The 18,766-nt window shown below is 73.5% G+C and carries 24 protein-coding genes; 9 read left to right on the top strand and 15 right to left on the bottom strand.

Going from position 1 to position 18,766, the window contains the following annotated elements; genetic code table 11:
• Nucleotides 1–66: 66 nt before the first annotated feature.
• Nucleotides 67–681 carry an LLM class flavin-dependent oxidoreductase gene (locus tag IEZ31_RS47115; protein WP_190256651.1) on the bottom strand — a complete coding sequence of 205 codons (615 nt, stop codon included), beginning with the start codon at nucleotides 679–681 and terminating at the stop codon, nucleotides 67–69.
• 70 nt (nucleotides 682–751) lie between these two features.
• Here IEZ31_RS47115 and IEZ31_RS47110 point away from each other — a divergent pair, with 70 nt between their 5' ends.
• Nucleotides 752–1,495, top strand: a complete 744-nt coding sequence (locus IEZ31_RS47110) for a helix-turn-helix domain-containing protein (protein WP_190256650.1) — start codon at nucleotides 752–754, stop codon at nucleotides 1,493–1,495.
• Here IEZ31_RS47110 and IEZ31_RS47105 read toward each other — a convergent pair.
• Nucleotides 1,477–1,890 carry a hypothetical protein gene (locus IEZ31_RS47105; protein ID WP_190256649.1) on the bottom strand — a complete coding sequence of 138 codons (414 nt, stop codon included), beginning with the start codon at nucleotides 1,888–1,890 and terminating at the stop codon, nucleotides 1,477–1,479. The two genes, IEZ31_RS47110 and IEZ31_RS47105, sit on opposite strands and share 19 nt — an antisense overlap.
• Before the next feature lie 68 nt (nucleotides 1,891–1,958).
• Between IEZ31_RS47105 and IEZ31_RS59905 the strand changes: the two genes are divergently transcribed.
• Nucleotides 1,959–2,216 carry a ribosomal protein L7/L12 gene (locus tag IEZ31_RS59905; RefSeq protein WP_190256648.1) on the top strand — a complete coding sequence of 86 codons (258 nt, stop codon included), beginning with the start codon at nucleotides 1,959–1,961 and terminating at the stop codon, nucleotides 2,214–2,216.
• Nucleotides 2,217–2,453: 237 nt separating this feature from the next.
• Here the strand turns inward: IEZ31_RS59905 and IEZ31_RS47095 are convergent, their stop codons facing one another.
• The gene (locus IEZ31_RS47095; RefSeq protein ID WP_190256647.1) at nucleotides 2,454–3,383 is read right to left on the bottom strand and encodes an alpha/beta hydrolase family protein; all 930 of its coding nucleotides are present in this window, start codon (nucleotides 3,381–3,383) and stop codon (nucleotides 2,454–2,456) included.
• Nucleotides 3,384–3,480: 97 nt separating this feature from the next.
• Here IEZ31_RS47095 and IEZ31_RS47090 point away from each other — a divergent pair, with 97 nt between their 5' ends.
• A complete protein-coding gene (locus tag IEZ31_RS47090) occupies nucleotides 3,481–4,011 on the top strand; it encodes a hypothetical protein (RefSeq protein WP_190256646.1) in 531 nt (176 codons plus the stop codon).
• On the opposite strand, the gene IEZ31_RS47085 is transcribed toward IEZ31_RS47090, so the two are convergent.
• Nucleotides 4,002–5,294 (bottom strand): lanthionine synthetase LanC family protein, encoded by a 1,293-nt coding sequence (locus tag IEZ31_RS47085; RefSeq protein WP_229836947.1) that lies wholly within the window; start codon nucleotides 5,292–5,294, stop codon nucleotides 4,002–4,004. The two genes, IEZ31_RS47090 and IEZ31_RS47085, sit on opposite strands and share 10 nt — an antisense overlap.
• A gap of 60 nt (nucleotides 5,295–5,354) precedes the next feature.
• Here IEZ31_RS47085 and IEZ31_RS47080 point away from each other — a divergent pair, with 60 nt between their 5' ends.
• On the top strand, nucleotides 5,355–5,759 hold the full coding sequence (locus IEZ31_RS47080) for a RidA family protein (protein WP_190256645.1): 405 nt from the start codon (nucleotides 5,355–5,357) through the stop codon (nucleotides 5,757–5,759).
• 3 nt (nucleotides 5,760–5,762) lie between these two features.
• Here IEZ31_RS47080 and IEZ31_RS47075 read toward each other — a convergent pair whose 3' ends face one another.
• From IEZ31_RS47075 to IEZ31_RS47045, 7 genes are all read right to left on the bottom strand, one after another.
• Nucleotides 5,763–6,014, bottom strand: coding sequence for a hypothetical protein (locus tag IEZ31_RS47075; protein WP_190256644.1), 252 nt, complete (start codon nucleotides 6,012–6,014; stop codon nucleotides 5,763–5,765).
• 28 nt (nucleotides 6,015–6,042) lie between these two features.
• Entirely contained in the window at nucleotides 6,043–7,305 is a 1,263-nt protein-coding gene (locus IEZ31_RS47070; protein ID WP_190256643.1) for a gluzincin family metallopeptidase, read from the bottom strand.
• A 163-nt stretch (nucleotides 7,306–7,468) separates the two neighbouring features.
• A complete protein-coding gene (locus tag IEZ31_RS47065) occupies nucleotides 7,469–8,479 on the bottom strand; it encodes an aminotransferase class V-fold PLP-dependent enzyme (protein WP_229836944.1) in 1,011 nt (336 codons plus the stop codon).
• Nucleotides 8,480–8,594: 115 nt separating this feature from the next.
• Complete coding sequence (locus IEZ31_RS47060; RefSeq protein ID WP_190256642.1) at nucleotides 8,595–8,768, bottom strand: hypothetical protein; 174 nt, start codon at nucleotides 8,766–8,768, stop codon at nucleotides 8,595–8,597.
• 164 nt (nucleotides 8,769–8,932) lie between these two features.
• Complete coding sequence (locus tag IEZ31_RS47055) at nucleotides 8,933–9,514, bottom strand: Scr1 family TA system antitoxin-like transcriptional regulator (protein WP_190256641.1); 582 nt, start codon at nucleotides 9,512–9,514, stop codon at nucleotides 8,933–8,935.
• A gap of 9 nt (nucleotides 9,515–9,523) precedes the next feature.
• Nucleotides 9,524–10,027, bottom strand: a complete 504-nt coding sequence (locus IEZ31_RS47050; RefSeq protein WP_190256640.1) for a DUF6879 family protein — start codon at nucleotides 10,025–10,027, stop codon at nucleotides 9,524–9,526.
• The gene (locus IEZ31_RS47045) at nucleotides 10,005–10,235 is read right to left on the bottom strand and encodes a hypothetical protein (RefSeq protein WP_190256639.1); all 231 of its coding nucleotides are present in this window, start codon (nucleotides 10,233–10,235) and stop codon (nucleotides 10,005–10,007) included. The genes IEZ31_RS47050 and IEZ31_RS47045 overlap by 23 nt, the downstream gene beginning before the upstream one ends.
• Before the next feature lie 63 nt (nucleotides 10,236–10,298).
• On the opposite strand from IEZ31_RS47045, the gene IEZ31_RS47040 reads away from it, so the two are divergent.
• The 5 genes from IEZ31_RS47040 (at nucleotide 10,299) to IEZ31_RS47020 (ending at nucleotide 15,352) form a co-directional block, all read left to right on the top strand.
• Entirely contained in the window at nucleotides 10,299–10,673 is a 375-nt protein-coding gene (locus IEZ31_RS47040; RefSeq protein ID WP_190256638.1) for a hypothetical protein, read from the top strand.
• A 30-nt stretch (nucleotides 10,674–10,703) separates the two neighbouring features.
• Nucleotides 10,704–12,128: a peptide MFS transporter gene (locus IEZ31_RS47035; protein WP_190256637.1), complete on the top strand. Its 1,425-nt coding sequence runs from the start codon at nucleotides 10,704–10,706 to the stop codon at nucleotides 12,126–12,128.
• An 11-nt stretch (nucleotides 12,129–12,139) separates the two neighbouring features.
• Nucleotides 12,140–13,660, top strand: coding sequence for an acyl-CoA carboxylase subunit beta (locus tag IEZ31_RS47030; RefSeq protein ID WP_190256636.1), 1,521 nt, complete (start codon nucleotides 12,140–12,142; stop codon nucleotides 13,658–13,660).
• 98 nt (nucleotides 13,661–13,758) lie between these two features.
• A complete protein-coding gene (locus tag IEZ31_RS47025) occupies nucleotides 13,759–13,980 on the top strand; it encodes a hypothetical protein (RefSeq protein ID WP_190256635.1) in 222 nt (73 codons plus the stop codon).
• A 151-nt stretch (nucleotides 13,981–14,131) separates the two neighbouring features.
• Nucleotides 14,132–15,352, top strand: coding sequence for an MFS transporter (locus IEZ31_RS47020; protein WP_190256634.1), 1,221 nt, complete (start codon nucleotides 14,132–14,134; stop codon nucleotides 15,350–15,352).
• Here IEZ31_RS47020 and IEZ31_RS47015 read toward each other — a convergent pair.
• The 4 genes from IEZ31_RS47015 to IEZ31_RS47000 are packed head-to-tail and all read right to left on the bottom strand — an operon-like array spanning nucleotide 15,299 to nucleotide 18,765.
• Entirely contained in the window at nucleotides 15,299–16,285 is a 987-nt protein-coding gene (locus tag IEZ31_RS47015) for a cyclase family protein (protein WP_190256633.1), read from the bottom strand. The two genes, IEZ31_RS47020 and IEZ31_RS47015, sit on opposite strands and share 54 nt — an antisense overlap.
• A complete protein-coding gene (locus IEZ31_RS47010) occupies nucleotides 16,282–17,238 on the bottom strand; it encodes a D-2-hydroxyacid dehydrogenase family protein (protein WP_190256632.1) in 957 nt (318 codons plus the stop codon). The genes IEZ31_RS47015 and IEZ31_RS47010 overlap by 4 nt, the downstream gene beginning before the upstream one ends.
• The gene (locus IEZ31_RS47005) at nucleotides 17,220–18,065 is read right to left on the bottom strand and encodes an MBL fold metallo-hydrolase (protein ID WP_190256631.1); all 846 of its coding nucleotides are present in this window, start codon (nucleotides 18,063–18,065) and stop codon (nucleotides 17,220–17,222) included. The genes IEZ31_RS47010 and IEZ31_RS47005 overlap by 19 nt, the downstream gene beginning before the upstream one ends.
• Nucleotides 18,052–18,765, bottom strand: coding sequence for an EthD domain-containing protein (locus IEZ31_RS47000; protein ID WP_190256630.1), 714 nt, complete (start codon nucleotides 18,763–18,765; stop codon nucleotides 18,052–18,054). Before IEZ31_RS47000 ends, IEZ31_RS47005 begins: the two co-directional genes overlap by 14 nt.
• Nucleotide 18,766 lies beyond the last annotated feature (1 nt).

Below are 18,766 nucleotides of genomic sequence, written 5' to 3'. Positions count from 1 at the left end.
GCCCTTCCGCACGGTCGACACTGTAGATCATCGTCTACAAAGGACGGAAGTCCCTAGATCATTCTGTTAGGAGTTGTAAGCCGTCAGCTCCACCGCCACCTCATGGTGGGTGACGTGCTCGTCCCACCGGGTCAGCACCCGCTGCGCCGCCTCCTCGACCACCGCACGGTCGAACGCGGAGCCGGCGGTGCCGGTCACCACCGCCTGGATGCGCTCCAGGTCCGCCAGGGGCATACCGTAGTTGACCCGCGCGTAGTCGTCGAGGACCCGCCGGCATGCGGCCACGTCCGTGTCGACGCGCACGGTGCTGAGCAGCTCGCCGTGGAACTCCGCCGCGCCGTCCCACAGGGCCCGCCAGAGGGCAACCGTCTCGTCGAGCCGGGTGAAGCGGCGCTCCCACGGTACCTCCGACAGATCGTAGAAGGGCGCCTGCGCCGCCTGCACCGGCCGGCGCAGGAACGGCAGCAGCGCGGCCGTGCCGAGGGTCACCCGATCGGTCGCCGGGGCCAGCGCGGCGAGCATGGTCAGCGCCTCGATGCGCGGGCTGATGAGCGAGTCGTTGACCCACAGCGAGGCGAAGCCCGCCCGTTCCGCGGCGCGAGCGAAGCCGACGAGGTCGCGCGGGTCGCCGCCGGGGACCCACTGGGCGTTTCCGGTCGGCAGCAGTACACCGGAATCCATGGCGGAATGCTCGGCGAGGCCCGGCCGGGGCGGCAATTCCGCCGAGGGAATGCCGAGGGAACATGGACCCGTGGACTTCCCGACCGCCCTGCGCGAACGCCGGACCCGCCTGCGGCTCAGCCAGCTCGACCTCGCACTGCGCGCGGGGACGACACAGCGGCACGTGAGCTTCATCGAGTCGGGCCGGTCGGTGCCCGGGCGCAACATGGTGGTGCGGCTGGCCGAGTCCCTCGACCTGCCGCTGCGGGAGCGCAACGCGCTGCTGCTCGCGGCCGGGTATGCGCCGGCCTACCCGGAGTCCGGCCTCGGCGACGCGGCGCTCGCCCCGGTCCGCGAGGCGATCGGGCACATCCTGCGCGGGCACCTGCCGTATCCGGCGATCGTGGTGGACGGCGGCGGCGGGCTGGTCGCCGCCAACGATGCCTACGGGCTGGTCACCGAGGGCGCGGCGGCGGAGCTGGTCGGGCCGGGCCGCAACGTGTACCGCCTGGCGCTGCACCCGCACGGCCTGGCGCCGCGCATCCGCAACCTGGCCGAATGGGCCCGGCACATCGTGGCGCGGCTCGACCACCAGACGGAGCTGCGCGACGAGCTCGCCGCGTGCGTGCCGGAGCTCGGGCCCGACGACGCCCCGCTGGGCTTCGCCGTCCCGCTGCACCTGGCCTCGTCCCGCGGCGAGCTGCACCTGATGACCACGATCACGACGTTCGCCACGGCCGTCGACGTGACCCTCGCCGAGCTGAAACTGGAGGCGTTCCTGCCCGTCGACGCGCAGACGGCCGCGGCGCTCGCCGCCTACTCCGGGAACATGTAGTCGGTGCGGATCCGGCCGTCGGGGGCGAGCACGAGCAGGTCCTCCCCGCCGCCGTGGACCTCGCCGCCGACGAGCGCGTCCCAGCCGATCCGCACGACACCGTCGAGGCGGACCGCGCCGCCGCGGGCCCGGAAGGTGAACCCCTGGCCGACGATGAAGTGGTCGTAGCTGCCGGTGATCCGCCGCTCGATCGCGTCGTGGCCCTCGGCCCGCAGCGTCTGGTGCGCGAAGCCGAGCCGGTCGGCGGCCTCCCGGATCTCGACCGGCGGCTGCAGCACGTGCGTGGCATCGTCGGCCCAGAGCCGTTCGATCGCGTCCCGCCGCTTCGCGGGGTCGGGCTCGATCCACTGTGCGACGTATCGTTCGGCGAGTTCCTGCGGGTCGATGTCAGTCATGCGGGAATCCTCGGATCGCCCCGCCGGCCGGGCAATTCCCTGCACGGAATGCTGATACATTCACGGACGTGCTGCTGAGATCCGGCGGGCCGGACCGCTCCCTGTCGGCGCAACTGGCCGCCGTCGAGCGCAAGCTCGACCTGATCATCGCTCACCTCGGCATCGAGGTCCCCGAGCCACCCGCACCCGCAGGCGTCCTCGAGGAGCTGCAGGCGGGGCGGAAGATCCAGGCCATCAAGGTGTACCGGGAGGCGACCGGCGCCGGCCTGAACGAGGCCAAGGACGCCGTGGAGGCCCTGGCCGCCCGCTACGGCCTCGGCCGCTGACCCTCCGGCGGCTCCCGCCGGGCCCGCGCGGCTGGTGACCGGCTGGCGAAGGCCTGTGCACGATCATGTCGCGGCGGGTCGCGCCCGGGGCCGGGTTGACCAGGGTGATCCGGAAGTCGCCGCGGCGTCGCGGCATGACCGCGCTCACCCGGTGGTCGGGGCCGACCGTCAGGCCGGGTGAGCGCAGGTGCGACATCGAACGGGCTCTCGTCCACGCCGTCGCGGTATCGACCCCGGTCAACGCTCGAACTGGGTCTCCACGGTGGTGTCGACGGCGTCGCCGAGGCCGTAGACCCAGGCCCGGCCGACCGGGTCGCCGAGCTGCGCGCGCAGCCACAGCGCCGACCAGCGGGCCACGACCTCCACGCCGGTGGCCTGGTCGAGGGTCTGCGGGGACAGGTCGGGGCGGGCCCCGGCCGGGTTCTGGACGTCGGTGATGCCGTAGTGGTTGGCGCCGGCGACGCTCACGTACAGCTTGGGCGTGCCCGCCAGGACCGCGTACGTGCCGAGGCCGCTGGCCGGACTGGCGACGCCGTCGGCGCTGCCCTGCACGAGCGCGACCGGGATCGTGCTGGCCACCGGCGGGATGACCGACGTGCCGGGCGCGGCGTTGTTCGTGCCGTAGAACGCGGCCGCCTTGAGCTGGGCCGGCGCCGGGATCGGCACGTCGGTGAACGGGGGCGTGGACAGGCCGGTGGACAGCCCCAGCCCGGCGGCGCCGCCGAACGAGTGTCCGGTGAGCAGCAGCGTGCCGGTGTCGATCTGGCCGCGCAGCGGGGAGCCGGTGCGGGCGTTCTCGGCCGCGGCCCAGGCGACGGTCCAGGTCGCCTCGGCGCCGTCGGCGTAGAGGCCGGGCACGCCGAACAGGACGCGGGTGTGGTCGGGGACGACCACGACGAAGCCGTAGGAGGCGACCTTGCGCGCGAACCCGGCGTAGTTGGCCCGCCCGACGGCGGCACCCTGCAGGAGCAGCACGACCGGCCACGGCGCGTGCGGCGAGGAGGTGTGCGGGTGGTACACGTCCGCGGCGTCGCCGTTGACGCTGGTCGCGTAGGTGTCGACGGACGAGTAGGCGGCACTGGCCGGCGCGGGCCGGGCGAACGCCCCGGCGATGACCGCGCCACCGGCCGCGAGCAGCACGCCACGGCGGCTGAAACGACGTCCCATCCGAACTCCGTTTCGATAGACGAAACACTGTTCCCGCAGACGATACGGGATGGGTGGGTACCGCCGTCAATGCCTTCGGGGTGGCATGATCGTCGCCATGGGACTGTTCTCACGTCGGCCGCCGACTCCGGTCGAGCGCCTCATGAAGGCCGCCAAGCTGCCGACCGCGGGCGGTGAGCTGCCGCTCGACGAGATCGCGGCGGACGTCCTGCGCCGGCCGGGCAAGCAGGCGGCGGCGGTCCTGGCCGTGGTCGAGGAGCTGTGCGCCGACGAGCCGAAGGTCGCGATGTCCTTCCTCGAGGACCTGCAGAACATCGCCTCGCACGGCGCCGGCGAGCTGCTCACCGCCGAAGAGCTGCTGCCGCTGCGCGGGCCCCGCACGGTCGAGGCCTGGGAGACCGTGGACCGGTTCTGGGCCAAGGTCGTGGCCTGGTGCGACGAGACCGGGGTGACGCTGGAGTCCAGCGACTCACTGCGGCGCGTCGAGGATCCGCGGCTGCTCGCGATCCTTCGCGGGACCTACCGGAGCCTGCCGGACGGCCGCCGCGTGGGCCTCACCGACGTGCTGCACTTCGAGAAGGTCGTCGGCGAGGGGATGCCGGTCGTCGGGTTCCACCCTCAGGCGTGAGCCCGGGTGGTGCGCAGCCGGTCGGGCACGCACCACCACTGGTCCGGCCGGTCGGGGACCGGCGCGTCGAGGCCCGACGCCAGCACCCGGTCCAGGCGCAGCAGGAACGCCGCGATGCCGGCCGCGCCCTGCATCCAGGAGACGCCGGGCGGCAGCAGCGGCGGGTCCTGCCGGTGCTCGATGAACCGCCAGCGCGCCCCGTCGGCGTCGCGGATCGCCCGCTCGGCCAGGGCGTCGCCCATCAGCCGGGCGCCGTCGAGCAGCCATTTCTCGCCGGTGTCCTGGTAGGCGTCGAGCAGGACGTCGCCGACGCCCGCGGTGCCGCAGCACCGACCGTCGTTGTCCCAGAATCCGGGGCGCAGGCGGGCCGGCACACCCGACGCGAGGACCGTGCGCAGGCAGCGACGGCGCAGGTCGGCGACGTCCTGGCCGCCGGCCGTGGGCGCGCCGGCCCGGGCGAGCGCGGCGAACAGCTGCGAGGTGCCGGTGGGGCCGTGGCACCAGGTGTAGGTGACGGGCTCGACGTCGCGCGTGGAGTACGGAAGGGTGTGCGGCACGACGAACCCGCCGTCGGCCTGATCGGCCACGGTGAGCAGGTGCTCGGCGCCGCGGACGGCGGCCTCGACGAAGTCGGCCCGGTCCAGGGCGCGGCCGGCGACGGCGAGCGCGGAGGCGACGCCGGCGGTGCCGTGGGAGAAGTTGGGGTTGCTGGAGCGATACCCCGGCCACATCCGCCAGTCGAGCCCGCCCTCGGTCTCCTCGGCGGTCGCGAGCAGCGCCTCTCCCCCGCGCTCGGCGGTCTCGGCGGCTGCGGCGTCGCCGGCCCAGACGGCGGTCAGCACGATGCCGGCGGTACCCATGATGATGTCGGTGATCGCGCCCTCGTACCCGAGCCCGTCGATCGTGGTGTCCCACCCGCGGTCGGTGCGCAGCTCGGCGATGCGCCGCAGCGCGACGTCCTCCCGTCCGCTGTCGAGCAGCCGCAGCGCGGTGACGTCCCCGGCGAGCCCGTCATACAGCGACGCCTCGCGCCGGGTCGGTGCCTGCGTCGCGAGCCGCTCGGTGATCTGCTCCGCCAGCCGCCGCTCACCGCCGGTCAGCTCCCGGCTGAGCCCGACCTCGGCCAGCACCGGCGCGAGCCCGGCCAGCCCCGCGTACAGCGAGTCCCGGTCGCCCGGCGGCCCCTCGGCGCCGTCCTCCCGCAGCCAGGGCCCGTCGTCGTCGCCGATCCGCCCCCGCACCCAGCCCCAGGCGGCCTCGCCCAACTCGCGATACTCGGTCACCGGGGCACGTTACCCGCAAACCGGATGCGGTGTCGGCCCGCGGTCGGCCAGAATCGGCGGATGATCCAGAGGTTCAACCCGCCGGACGTCCACGAGCCGTCCGGCTACAGCCACGTGACGATCTCCTCGGCCGGCCGCCTGGCCCACCTGGCCGGCCAGTGCCCCCTCGACCTGGCGGGCACGGTGGTGGGTGCCGAGGGCGACTACGCCGCACAGACGGACCAGGTGGTCACCAACTGCCTGGCGGTGCTGGACGCGGCGGGCGCGGCCCCGTCGGACGTGGTCCGCTCGATCGTCTACGTGGTCAGCCCCGACAGCACGGTGCTGTCCGCGGTCTGGGACCAGCTGATGGCGTCGCCGCTGGCCCCGGCCTTCACGACGGCGAGCACCCTGCTGGGCGTGGCGTCGCTGGGGTACCGGGGCCAGCTGATCGAGATCGACCTGACGGCCGCCCTCCCGGACTGAGCGTCAGTCGCGGTCGTCCTCGCGGGCCGGGAGCTCGGCGTACAGGGTGAACTCGAACTCGGTCTGGGTCGCCTCCGGGGCGTCCTCCGCCGTGACGAGGTAGGACTCGACGCGGAAGCCCAGGTTGAGCACGTCGGCGGCGCGGATGTGCTCGACGAGCTCGTCCGCGCTCGACAGGTACACGGTGTAGAGGATCGACGGCTCGGCCTGCGGCTCCTGCGCCTCGGGCGTCGCTTCGGCAAGGTCAACGGTCATGAGCGGCGAGCCTACAGGGGCGGCCCGGTCAGGCCTGCGCCGCCGCGCGGATCGAGGTCGCCGCGTCTTTCGCGACGGGCGCCCAGGCGGTACCGAAGACGCTCCTCGACGCCGCGTCGGGCGTGGCGCGCCGGTGGACGACCTGGGTGAAGAACGCGAGCATCTTGTCCTCGCCGAAGCGGTCGGCGAGGTACCGCACGGTGAGGAAGGCGATGCCGTAGCGCGCGTTCGCGTCGGCCAGCGACGTGTCCAGCGGCGGCGGGCCCAGCGTCACCGTGCCGTCCCACTTGCCCGCGGCCACGTACGGGCGCACCGAGCGCAGGTCCGCGTCGAGCACCGAGCCGTCGGCGTCGGCGATGTACTCGGCGATACCCTCGGTCAGCCACCAGGTGTGGTACGGGGGCGACCCGCCGCCGAGGGTCACCACGTGCGCGAACTCGTGGGTGAGCAGGGTCGTGGCCCAGCCGTCCGAGGTGACGGTGCGGCGGTCGACGACCACGTCGCTGACGCCGGGGGCGAGCGGGATCGTGAACGCGGCCGCGTTCTCGGAGGCGCCGCCGTACCACTCCGCCCACTCCTCGTCACCGGCGATGTACACGTGGTATCGCTGGGGAGGCCCACCGAACGCGGCGGCGAACCGGTCGTCGGTCGCGGCCGCGGTCTCGGCCGCGCGCAGCACCCGGTCGATGATCTCCGGGTCGGCGACGGCGCTGGCCACGGTGACGCGGGCGCCGTCCCGCACGATGAGGGCCGTGCCGCCGTCCCACGGCCGGTCGGAGCCCTCGTAGGCGACGAGCTGCAGCCGCCCGTTCGGCACCGCCCACCGGGTCTCGACCCGCGCGTCGACCGGCGTGCAGTCGTCGCGGTCGAAGCAGTACGAGACGTCGACCGGGAGCTTCCAGATGTCGTCGACCCGCGACGGGATGCCGATGGTCGTCATCGTCCACTTGCGCACCCGCAGCGCGGTGAGCGCGCCGAACCGCGCAGTGGCCTGGGCCCGCAGCTCGCCCTGCGCGGCCGGGATCGACCGCAGGTAGCCGCCGCGGTCGCCGCGCAGGAGCGCCACCGACTGCCGCTCCAGGACCTCCTGGATGGCGTACAGCGGGTTCTCCCCCTCCGGCACCACCGGCCCGGCGGGAAGGCCGGCGGCGGCGTACCCCCGGTCGCCGGGCACCACCGCGACGAGCTGCGTGGCGAGCACGGCCACCGCGGTCACGACGGCGACGGACAGCGCCAGCACGACGGCGTGGCCGGCGCCGAACCGCCGCACGGGGGCACCTGACGGGTTCATGCCGCAGACCGTATGCGCGCCTTCGCCGGCCGCGGCCGCGCCGGAGCAGCCTTGGCATCATTCCGGGAGCTACCCGCGCCGAGCTCCGCGGGCACTGGATCACGGGGCCGCCTGGACCCGGACCTCGGCCACGTCCGACCCGCGGCGCACGCAGCGGCAGCGGTCAGGACGTGAGGGCGTTGAGCGCCGCGTCGACGTCGGCCTCGGTCGTGTAGGCGTGGAACGACGCCCGGACGCGGCCCGCGCGCACGGCGGCGCGGATGCCCGCGCGGGACAGGCGCTCCTCGGCGCCCGGCACGTCGACCGTGACGATCGCGCTGTCGCCCGGCGGCCGGTCCAGGCCGGCCAGGAAGCGGTTGGCCAACGCGACGTCGTGCGCGCCGATCGCGGCCACGCCCAGCTCCTCGACCAGCTCCAGGGCCGGGGCCGCGCCCACGTACGCCGGCCAGGACGGGGAGATGTCGAAGCGGCGGGCGTCGGCGGCCAGGCGCAGCGGCGGGCCGTAGTAGGAGGCGTGGACGTCCTCGCCCGCATACCAGCCGGCCGCGTATGGGGTCATCCGCTCCCGCAGCGACGGGGCCAGGTAGGCGAACGCGGCGCCGCGCGGGGCCATCAGCCACTTGTAGCCGCCGGTGACGACCACGTCGGCGAGCATGCCGTCGAACGGGAGCCAGCCGCAGGCCTGGGTCGCGTCGACGATGACCAGGGCGCCGTGGGCCCGGGCGGCGGCGACCACCCCGGCGTAGTCGGCGACGGCGCCGGTCGCGGACTGGACCAGGCTGAAGGCGACCGCGTCGACCGAGCGGTCCACCCGCTCGGCGAGCGCGGCGGCGGGCGCCGTGCGGACCTCGCCCGCGACCAGCCACGGGAACAGGTTCGAGGTGAACTCCTCCTCGGGGACCAGGAACCGGCGCCCGGCCAGGGCGACCGCGACCGGGGCGAGCACCTGCGACACCTGCGCCCCGACGCAGACGTCGGCCGGCGCGACGCCGATCAGCCGGGCGTAGGCGTCCCGCGCCCGCCCGGTCGACCCGTCCCAGCCCTCCCACGACGTGCGGCCGACCCGCCAGTCGGACAGCATCGCCTGCAGCGCCTCGAACGCACGGCGGGGCGGCAGCCCGTAACTCGCGGTGTTGAGCCAGCCCGGCGAGGCGTCCCACAGCGTCGCATCCACAGGGCAAACCCTAGCCACAGCGCCAGTCGATCGGGCGGTACCGCGAATCCTCGAACACGCCGCCCACGACGGTGCGGGCAGCGGCTGACGTGCGCGTCCCTGTTCGCCGTGCCCGCTACAGGCCGCGGTGCCGTGCCCAGCGGCGCGCGGCGTCGAAGACTTCCAGCTTCCAGGGCTTGGGGTCGGCCGTGCTGATCTCGTCCCAGAGCACGACGTTGCCGGCCACCAGCACGGACACGGCTTCGTCATCGGCCGCCGCGTAGGCAGGCAGCGCCCCGAACTGATGCACGTTGATCACCTCTCGGCTCTCAGTCGACGTTGGATCTAGCCTGGATCGCGCCGAGCGCGGCTTTTCGGACGAACACCGTGCGCTCGCAACCGCCTCACCAGTGATGTAGACGGTATGAGCTGGGCCGATCACTCCGGAACGATGTTTCTCGAAGTTGCCGCCGATCAGGTGTCGAGCGCCGCAATCGCGTCGGTGATGATCCGTCGGGCCGGATACCCAACGACGGCCATCAACGACAGTTCCGCAAACCAGCGAGCGTAAATGGTGACCTCGCGTGGCTGTGTGATCGTGAGCTGTGCTGACGGCGTCTCCACAATGACTCGCTCGTCGTCGTAGATCCAGAAGCCGGGGCTGGCCCACATCGTCCGGTCGATGTGGCGGGGAATGATGCCGAGGCTCACGTTTGGCCGCATGCGTTCCCACAGCGGTACAAAGGAGTCTTGAAAGCGGCGCAGGCCCGTGCGCTGAAGCCGTCTGAGCTCCACCCACATGCCCTCAACGGCGTGTCGAGTAGCGATGAGATCGGCCGCCTGGTCGTCGGCGCCGATGTGCCGACACCACACGCGGATGTCGTCGGCCGTTGGTGTCTGGCGGGCGTGCTCAATCTTGCTCACCTTCGAGCGCGGCCACCCCGCGCGCCTGGCGAGATCGATTGCCGATACGTCGGCGTCGACTCTGATCTCGCGCAAGCGCGCGGCGAGTGCGGCGCGTGCTTCGCCGATCGCGGGAGTCGGCTCGATGGACAAAGTGCAGGCTCAGGCGGGACGGTAGTTGCTGTGGTCGACCGCGCGAGCCCACGCCGTTTCGAACGAGTCGGCGCAGAAGGCGATCACGTCTGGGTCGTCGTTCGGCTGCACGCCGAGCCAGTCGCCGTCACCGCCGGACAGGTTGAACAGCAGGGCATCGTCGACAAGCCAGAAGTCATTTCCCGGCAGCCTGAGATCGGATGCTCGATCGCGTGGCAGCCATCGCACAACCTCGCCCGCGGCCAGGTTGGCAAGTTGGGTGACTTCGAACTCGTATCGAACATACTCCGTAATGGGCTCGGAGACGATGCGCAGCCGTCGGATGTCCGCTCCGTGCTCCACCAGAGGCGCAAGCAGCGCACGCCATTCCGCGTCGGCCTCGCCCCGGTCTGACATGCGGCCGGCCTTCCACGCGTCGAACCGGGCGGTGCGAGCGTAGGTGTCACGCATCTCCAGATGCAGCGCACGACGCTTGCCCGCCAGCAGCAGGTCAGCCAGTTGCGGCAACGCCATGACCACCGCTTACCTCCGGAAAGACGGGCATCAGCCGCTTGGGGATGCGAATCAGGGTCTCATGCGGCGGGATGTCGCCGACCTCGGCAAGTGTCGCGGGGTCATCGACTCGCCACCCTTGGACGACGTAGGTGTCCCCGTCCTCCCAGACAGTCGGCGATTGCCCGCCATCAGAAGCCGGGTCTTTTCCGAGGTAGCGCAGTCCCATGGTGCGCAACCCGTCCGACGATTGAGCAGCCGAAAGGTTGCGGCGGGGAGCACAATCGGCGTCATGAGTGCGCTCTCCGACCGGCTCGCCGCGGTCCTTGCCGAGCATGCGATGTCGGCCGCCGACCACCACGACCTCGACGGATACGGTCGGTCGGTCGAGGAGTCGGGCCACGGCGGCGTCTGGGGCTGGACCGTCGAGGCCAACTCCCGGTATGTGCGGGTCAGCGCCCAGGCCGGGCCGGTCGCGCGCACCCGGGCCGACGCGGTGGCCGCCGCCGAGCACCTCTACGGCCGGCTCAAGGCGGTGCTCCCGCCGGTCTCGCACGTCTCGGTCGGCGCCCGCAGCGTCTACGACCGGGTCAACCAGGCCGTCGTCGGCTGGGTCGGCGACGTGCGGATCCGGGCCGACCACCCCGCCGACCACCCCGAGGAGTAGCCGCCGCGCGGCCGGGTAGCCGGGAGGGCCATGGGGACCTTCTTCGGCCAGCCGCGCGTGCTCGGGAACCTCTTCGGCGTCGAGCTGTGGGAACGGTTCTCGTTCTACGGCATGCAGGGCATCCTGCTCATCTACCTCTACTACGAGGCGGCGCGCGGCGGGCTCGGCATCGACCGGGGGGTCGCCACCAGCATCGTCGGGGCCTACGGCGGCGCCGTCTACCTGTCGACGATCCTCGGCGCCTGGATCGCCGACCGGCTGTTCGGCCCGGAGCGGGTGCTGTTCGGCAGCGCGGTCGTGGTCATGGCGGGTCATGTGGCCTTGGCGGTACTGCAGGGACTCGCGGGCGTCGCCGCCGGACTGGTGCTCGTGGCGGTCGGCAGCGGCGGCGTCAAGGCGAACGCGACCTCCCTCGTCGGCACGCTGTACGCGCCGGACGACCCGCGCCGCGACGCGGGCTTCTCGCTGTTCTACCTCGGCGTCAACCTCGGGGCGCTGGCCGGCCCGCTGCTGACCGGACTGGCGCAACAGCGGCTCGGGTTCCACTACGGCTTCGCGCTCGCGGCGGCCGGGATGGCCGTCGGGCTCACGCAGTACGCGTTCGGGCGGCGGCGGCTGGGCGGCGCGGCCCGTGCGGTACCGAATCCCCTGCCGCGGAAAGCGTGGCCGCTCGCCGCCGGGATCGCCGTCGCCGCTGCCCTGCTGCTCGCCGTCGGCGCCGTCGTCGTGCCGGCCGGGCGGCTGGCCACCGCCGTCGTCGTGCTCAGCGCCGCCGCCGCGGTCGGCTACTTCACGCTGCTGCTGGTGAGCGGGCGGGTCACGGCCGAGGAGCGGCGGCGGGTGGCCGGGTTCGTGCCGCTGTTCCTGGCCAGCGCGGTGTTCTGGTCGCTGTACCAGCAGCAGTTCACGGTCGTCACGATCTACTCCGACCAGCGGCTCGACCGGCACGTCCTCGGCTGGGAGATACCGGTCTCCTGGGTCCAGGCGATCAATCCGGTGTTCGTGATCATCCTCTCCGGCGTCTTCGCGGCGCTGTGGACCCGGCTCGGCGACCGGCAGCCGTCGACGCCGGTGAAGTTCGCCGCCGGGACGGCGACCATGGGCGTGGCGTTCCTGCTGTTCCTGCCGTTGGCCGGCGGCGGGCCGAACAGCGCGCCGCTGCTCGCCCTGGCGGGCATCCTGCTCGTGTTCACCGTCGCCGAGCTGCTGCTGTCGCCGGTCGGGCTGTCCCTGGCCACGAAGGTCGCCCCGGCCGCGTTCCGCACCCAGACGGTGGCGCTGTTCTTCCTGTCGGTGGCCCTGGGCACGGCCATGGCCGGGGTGCTCGCCGGCTTCTACGACCCTTCTCGCGAGCGGCCGTACTTCGGCGCGCTCGGCCTGGTCGCGATCCTCTTCGCCGCGGTCCTCGCGCTGCTCACCCCGCCGATCCGCCGGCTCCTGGGCACCGTGCGGTAAGAGTAGTGACCATGTCCATGGAAGAGCTCGCGTCGCGCAAGGCCCGCACCCGCGACGACGCCCGGCCCGGCGCGGTCGCGAAACGGCACGCGGCCGGCGGGCGCACCGCCCGGGAGAACCTCGCCGACCTGGTCGACGAGGGCAGCTTCGTGGAGTACGGCGCCCTCGCGGTGGCGGCCCAGGAGCAGCGGCGCGACCTCGCCGAGCTCATCGCCCGGACCCCGGCCGACGGGATCGTCGCCGGCACCGCCCGCGTCGGCGGCCTCCCGTGCGCGGTGCTCGCCTACGACGCCACGGTGCTGGCCGGCACCCAGGGGATGCGCGGGCACCAGAAGACCGACCGGCTGCTGCAGCTGGTCGAGCGGCTGCGCGTCCCGGTCGTCTTCTTCGCCGAGGGTGGCGGCGGCCGGCCGGGCGACACCGACGTACCGGTGGCGTCGGCCCTCGACGTGCGCACGTTCGCGCTCTGGGCCCGGCTCTCCGGAGTGGTACCGCGGATCGCCGTCGTCGCCGGCCGCTGCTTCGCCGGCAACGCGGTGATCGCCGGCGCGGCCGACCTCATCGTCGCCACGGCCACGGCCAACCTGGGCATGGCCGGCCCCGCCATGATCGCCGGCGGCGGCCTGGGCCGCTTCGAGCCCGAGGAGATCGGCCCGATCGACGTGCAGACCCGCAACGGCGTGGTCGACGTGGCCGTCGCCGACGAGGCCGAGGCGGTCGCGGTGACGAAGCGCCTGCTCGGCTTCTTCGCCGGTCCGGTCCCGCCGGGTCCGGCGGCCGACCAGGCGGTGCTGCGCGGGATGGTGCCGGAGCGGGAGCGCACCGCATACGACGTGCGGCCGATCGTCACCACCCTGGCCGACCCCGGCTCGGTCGTCTTCCTGCGGGAACGCTTCGCACCGGAGCTGGTGACCGCGCTGGCCCGGCTCGACGGCCGCACGGTCGGCTTCGTCGCCAACCACACCCGGCACGCGGCCGGCGCCATCACCAGCGACGCCGCCGACAAGGGCGCCCGGTTCCTGCAGCTGTGCGACGCCTACGGCTTCCCGGTCGTCTCGCTCGTCGACACCCCGGGCATGATGGTCGGCCCGGAGGCGGAGCGCACCGCGCTCGTCCGGCACACCTCCCGGCTGCTCGTGGCCGGTGCCCGCCTGCGGGTGCCGCTGGTCGGCGTGGTGCTGCGCCGCGGCTACGGCCTCGGCGCGCAGGCCATGCTCGGCGGCAGCACCAAGGAGCCGGTCCTGACCGTCGCCTGGCCGGCCGCCCACCTGGGCCCGATGGGCCTGGAGGGCGCGGTCCGCCTCGGCATGCGGCACGAGCTGGCCGCGATCGAGGACCCGGACGAGCGCGAGCGCACGGTCCGCCGCCTCACCGAGGAGTACCGCGAACGCGTCGAGTCCCTCAACGCCGCCCGCCTGTTCGAGATCGACGACGTGATCGACCCGGCGGACACCCGCGCGATCATCGCCGCCACCCTGTCCGCGTGCCCGCCGGTCGCGCCGTCCCCGGACCGGTTCGTCGACACCTGGTGAACCGGATGTTTGACGTCGCTCGCCGACGGGCAATGGGCGGCAGTTGATCGCGGCCGTGCCACCCCCGGCGGGCCGTTCCTCCGCATCGGGGAGTCTGCGTGTCCCACATCGTCCGTTCCGACAGCGTCCTGGCCCGCACGGCCGCCGAGCTGCTCTCCCGGCACCGCTGGTCCCCGGAGGGGGACGCGACCTGCCCGGCGTGCGACCGGCCGGCCCCGTGCCCGGCCGCCCGCCACGCCGACCTGGTGCTGGCCGCCGCGCCCGGCCTCACCGAGCCGGCCCCGCTGCCGGAACGCCGCCCGGCCCTCCTGGCCGCCTGACCGTCGTCGCGCTCGTAACCGCGCACCCGGATGTGTACGCGGGACCGCGACGGCCGGGAACTCAGTGTCCTGCACGTGGAGGACAAACGCGGCGTGTAGCGTCTCGGTCGCTGACGGCATAGGTTCGAGCGATGTCACCCGCGAGCTACCGATGTCGATGCGCCGGTTGATGGCCGGGCGGGATGCTCGGCTGTACCTCGGGGGGCAGGTCTGTTCGCTGCTCGGGGACTCCGCGCTCTGGCTGGCGATGGGGGTGTGGGTCAAGGAGCTCACCGGCAGCAGCGGCGCGGCCGGCCTGGTGTTCTTCTTCTTCACCGCGCCCATGCTGCTCGCGCCCCTCGCCGGGCTGCTCGTCGACCGGGTGCGCAAGCGGCCGCTGCTCGTCCTCGCCAACCTTGCCACCGCGGGCGCCGTGCTGCTGCTGTTGTTCGTCGACGGGGCCGACGACGTCTGGATCGTCTACCTCGTCATGAGCCTGCACGGGCTTGCCTACGCCGTGCTCGGTGCGGCGCAGTCCGCGTTGCTGAGCCAGATCGTGCCCGTCGAGCAGCTCGCCGACGCGAACGGGTTCCTGCGCACCGCGCAGGAGACGCTGCGGCTCGTCGGGCCGCTCGCCGGGTCGGGGCTGTTCGTCCTGCTCGGCGGGCACTTCGTCGCGGTGCTGGACGCGGTGACGTTCGCGGTACCGGTGCTGTGTCTGATGAAACTCCGGCTGCGCGAGCCGCGGCCCAAACCGTGGCAGCACCACTGGTCCGCCGAGATGCTCGCCGGGATCCGGTTCGTCCGCCGCACCGCCGCGCTGCGGCAGGTGGTCACGGCGGCCGCCCTCGCCCTGTCCGTCTTCGGCTTCACCGAGACCACCGTGTTCGCCGTCGTCGGCCAGGGCCTGGACCGGCAGCCGGCGTTCGTCGGCGTCCTCGTCGCCGTGCAGGGTGCCGGCGCGCTGCTCGGCGGGCCGAGCGCGGCGCCGCTGATCAGGCGGCTGGGCGAGCACCGGGTCATCGGGCTCGGGCTGGCCACCGCCGCCGTCGGGGCACTGCTGCAGACCCCGCCGTCGCTGCCGTTCGTGCTGAGCGGCGTCGGGCTGTTCGGGGTGAGCCTGCCGTGGATCGTGGTCGGGTTCACCACCCTGCTGCAGCGGCTCACGCCGGGCGACCTGCAGGGGCGGGTGTACGCGGCGGCGAGCACGATGATCACCCTGCCGCAGACGATCTCGATCGCGGTCGGGGCGGGGCTCGTCACCACGCTCGGATACCGGGTCCTGCTCGCCACGGCCGCCGTGGTCACCGCGCTGGCGGCCGGCTATCTCCTCAGGGCCTCAGCGGATCGCGAGCGGGTTGATCGGCGAGCCCACGCCGCCGACGAGGGGTAGCGGCAGCGTCACGAACATGAACTCCCACACGCCGTCGGCGGCGCACGCGTCGGCGAGCTCGTCGAGGCAGAGCAGCTCGGCCAGCAGCAGCCCGAGGTCGCGCAGCGCGGCCAGGTGCAGCGGGATGCGCCACGAGCCGGCGGTCGCGTCGAGCGCCTCGACGGCCGAGTTGTCGGCGCCGACCAGGCTCACGTCGTGACGGGCCAGCCAGGGCACGCACGACACGTCGAGGCCGGCCTGCGGCGAGGTGCCGAGGCTGCCGGCCACGCCGTCCCAGGAGCCGAGCACGCCGGTGCGCACGAGCAGCACGTCGCCCGGGCCGACCGCGGTACCGGTGGCGCGCAGCACGGCATCGAGGAGCGCCGGGCCGATGACCGTGCCGGGCGGCACCACGGGCACGCCGAGGTGGCGGGCGACGTCGACGAGCACCCCCCGGCCGACGATGCCGTCGATGAGGTGGTGGATGCCGAGCCGTCGGGCGCCGCCGGCCGCGGTGACGAGGCCGGACCAGTAGCCGTTGTAGAGGGTGTCGCGGTCGGCGACGTGCGCCAGCCCGTCGAGCTGGGTGTAGGTCTGGGTACCCATGATGAGCAGGTCGTCGGAGTACGCCGGATGCGCGGTGGTGGGCGCGACGACCCCGTCGGCGGTGGTGGCTGTGCGCACGACCATCGCGCGCGGGACGGCTCCGGTGGGCGGGCCGCCGATGGGGAGTCCCAGGGGGTACCGCCGGCCCGTGCGCACGGTGGCGGCGGCGGCCCGGACGGTGTCGTCGGTGACGAGGTTGGCGGTGCCCTTCTGGTCGTCGGCGCCCCAGCGGCCCCAGTTGTTGGCGCGCCGGGGACGGGCGCCGGCGACCTTGCCGTGCCGGTCGACGGTGTACGACGGCGGGTGCCACGGCGCCACCGGCGGCTCGGGCACGTCCTGCGGGTTCACGGAGCCTCCTCCAGCACGCGGATCGGTTGCCCGGCCAGGAACGCCGCGACGTCCTCGACGAGCTGCGGGAAGTACTGCGCGTAGGACTCCCGCGTGACGTAGCCGACGTGCGGCGAGAGCAGCACGTTCGGCGCCGTGCGCAGCGGGTCGTCGAGGGGCAGCGGCTCGGCGTCGAAGACGTCGAGCGCCGCACCCGCCAGCCGCCCGGCCCGCAGCGCCGCCACCAGCGCGCCGGTGTCCACGATCGGGCCGCGGGAGGTGTTCACCAGCAGCGCCGAGGCCTTCACCAGAGCGAGTTCGGCGGCGCCGACGTAGTGGCGGGTCGACGGGGCCAGCTTGATGTGGACGCTGAGCACGTCGGCGCCGGCGAAGAACGCCGCCTTGTCCGGCGCGTCGACCCCGGGTGGAACGGCCGCCAGGTGCCGGCTCCACGCGGTGACCCGCATCCCGAGGGCGTGCGCCATCGGGATCAGGCCGCGGCCGATGTTGCCGAGGCCGACGATGCCGAGCGTCTTGCCGTGCAGCGTGGTGCCGAGGACGGACTGCCAGCCGCCGGCGCGCACGAGCGCGTCGTGGTGCGGGACCTGCCTCGCCAGCGCGAGCATGAGCGCCCAGGCGTGTTCGATGGTGGCGGTCGCGCCGGCCATGCCGGTCGTGCCGCTGACGGTGATCCCGCACTCGGCCGCCGCCCGCAGGTCGATGGCCGCGTTCGCCATGCCGGTCGTCGCGATGAGGCGCAGCCGCGGCAACGCGCGCAACACCTCGCCGGGCAACGCTGTGCGTTCGCGCATGGCGACGATCGCGTCGAACGGTTGCAGTGCGCGGACGACGTCCTCCGGACCGCCGAGATGCTCACGGAAGACGGTGCGTCGCACCGGCAGCGCCGACCAGTCGGCGAACTCCCCGGAGACGCCCTGGTAGTCGTCGAGAACGGCTAGTCGGAAGGGGCCCACTGCCGCCTGCCGCTGCCGTCGACCACGATCCGCCCGGGGCGCAGGCCCGGGAAGTGCGCGCCGACGACCGGGGTGCCGTCCCGGATGAACTCGTCAACCAGCCGCACCTGGGTGTCGCGCGCCTGCCGCTCGTCGACGTCGACCACGCGGGCCCAGGCGTCGTCGAGCAGCTGCACCGGGTGGTGCACGACGTCGCCGATGAGCACCGTCCGCTCGCCGCCCGAGCTGAGCACCACGGTCGTGCAGCCCGGGGTGTGCCCGGCGGCCACGACGGCGTCGACGCCGGGCGCGAGGGTCTCGTCGCCGCTCCAGGTGGTGAACCGGTCCGCGATCGGCGCCAGGGTGGCCGCGGCGACCTCGCGGTAGCGGGCGTCCTCGGTGCCGCTGGTTTCCACGAAGTACCGCCAGTCGGCCGCATGGCACCGGTAGACCGCGCGCGGGAAGGTGGCCACGCCGTCGACCGCCGACCAGCCGATGTGGTCCATGTGCAGGTGCGTCAGCACGACGTCGGTCACGTCGTGCGGCGCGACACCGGCGCGGGCCAGGTTGTCCATGAGCCGGGTGCCGCTGACCGACGCCGGCGCCTGCGGCCCGTAGCCCGCGTCGACCAGGATCACCCGGTCGCCGGTGCGGATGAGGAACGTCCCGACGGGCATCTCCAGGCGGCCGTCGGGCAGGCACAGGTCCCGGTGCTCGGCCCAGTCCTCGTCGCGCCCGCCCTTGCCGAGCTCCTCGGGCCGCTTGCCGCCGGCGAGGTACAGCTCGGCCGGCCGGACGTGCCCGATGCCGTCGGGCACGCCGAGGACGTCGAGGTCACCGACCCTCATACGCACCGCTCTCGGGGAAGACCTGGCGGTAGGTCTGCACGTGCGCGGCGATCGAGTCGCCGAGCCGCTCGCGCAGCGGGGTCCGCTTTCCCGCTGCCCTGAATTCGGCGGTACCGACGACGTCGAGCGACTCCAGCTCGTACACGGCGAGATAGGGGAAGTCGGCCTGGGCCGGGTGCACGCCGAACCCGGCGTCGTCGGCGACCGCGTGGAACCGGCGCGCGCCGAGCACGCCCGGCACCGCGAGCATCGCCGGCAGGTGCTCCTCGTCGTACCAGCGGGTGAAGTCGTCCTCGACGGCCGCGTCGGCCCGCATGAGCACGTGGAAGATCGCCGGCCCGACGGGGTGCTTCGGCTCGCGCTCGACCGGCCGGATCTGCTCGAACACGGTCCGGCTGAGGTCGAGGCCCATGGCCACCTCGAGGGTCCACGGGCTGGGGTCGGTGGACAGGCGGTTGTACTCGTCGCTGCTCAGCGGCCCGTCGCCGGCCAGCTGGTACAGCGTGAGGAAGTTGAACTCGCTGGGCGACGAGTAGGCGTTCCCGATGCGGGCGAAGCGGCGCCCGCCGAGGATGCCCGGCACGTCGACCATGTCGCCCAGGTGCTCCTGGTCGTACCATGCCTCGAAGCCGGGGACGCGGTCGTCGGGGACGGTCCAGCGCAGGTGCAGCAGGACGTCGCCGATGGCTTGCTCGGTCACG

The organism is Dactylosporangium sucinum, assembly GCF_014647515.1.
GTDB classification, from domain to species: Bacteria; Actinomycetota; Actinomycetes; order Mycobacteriales; family Micromonosporaceae; genus Dactylosporangium; species Dactylosporangium sucinum.
This window is presented reverse-complemented; position numbering and strand designations above follow the sequence as displayed.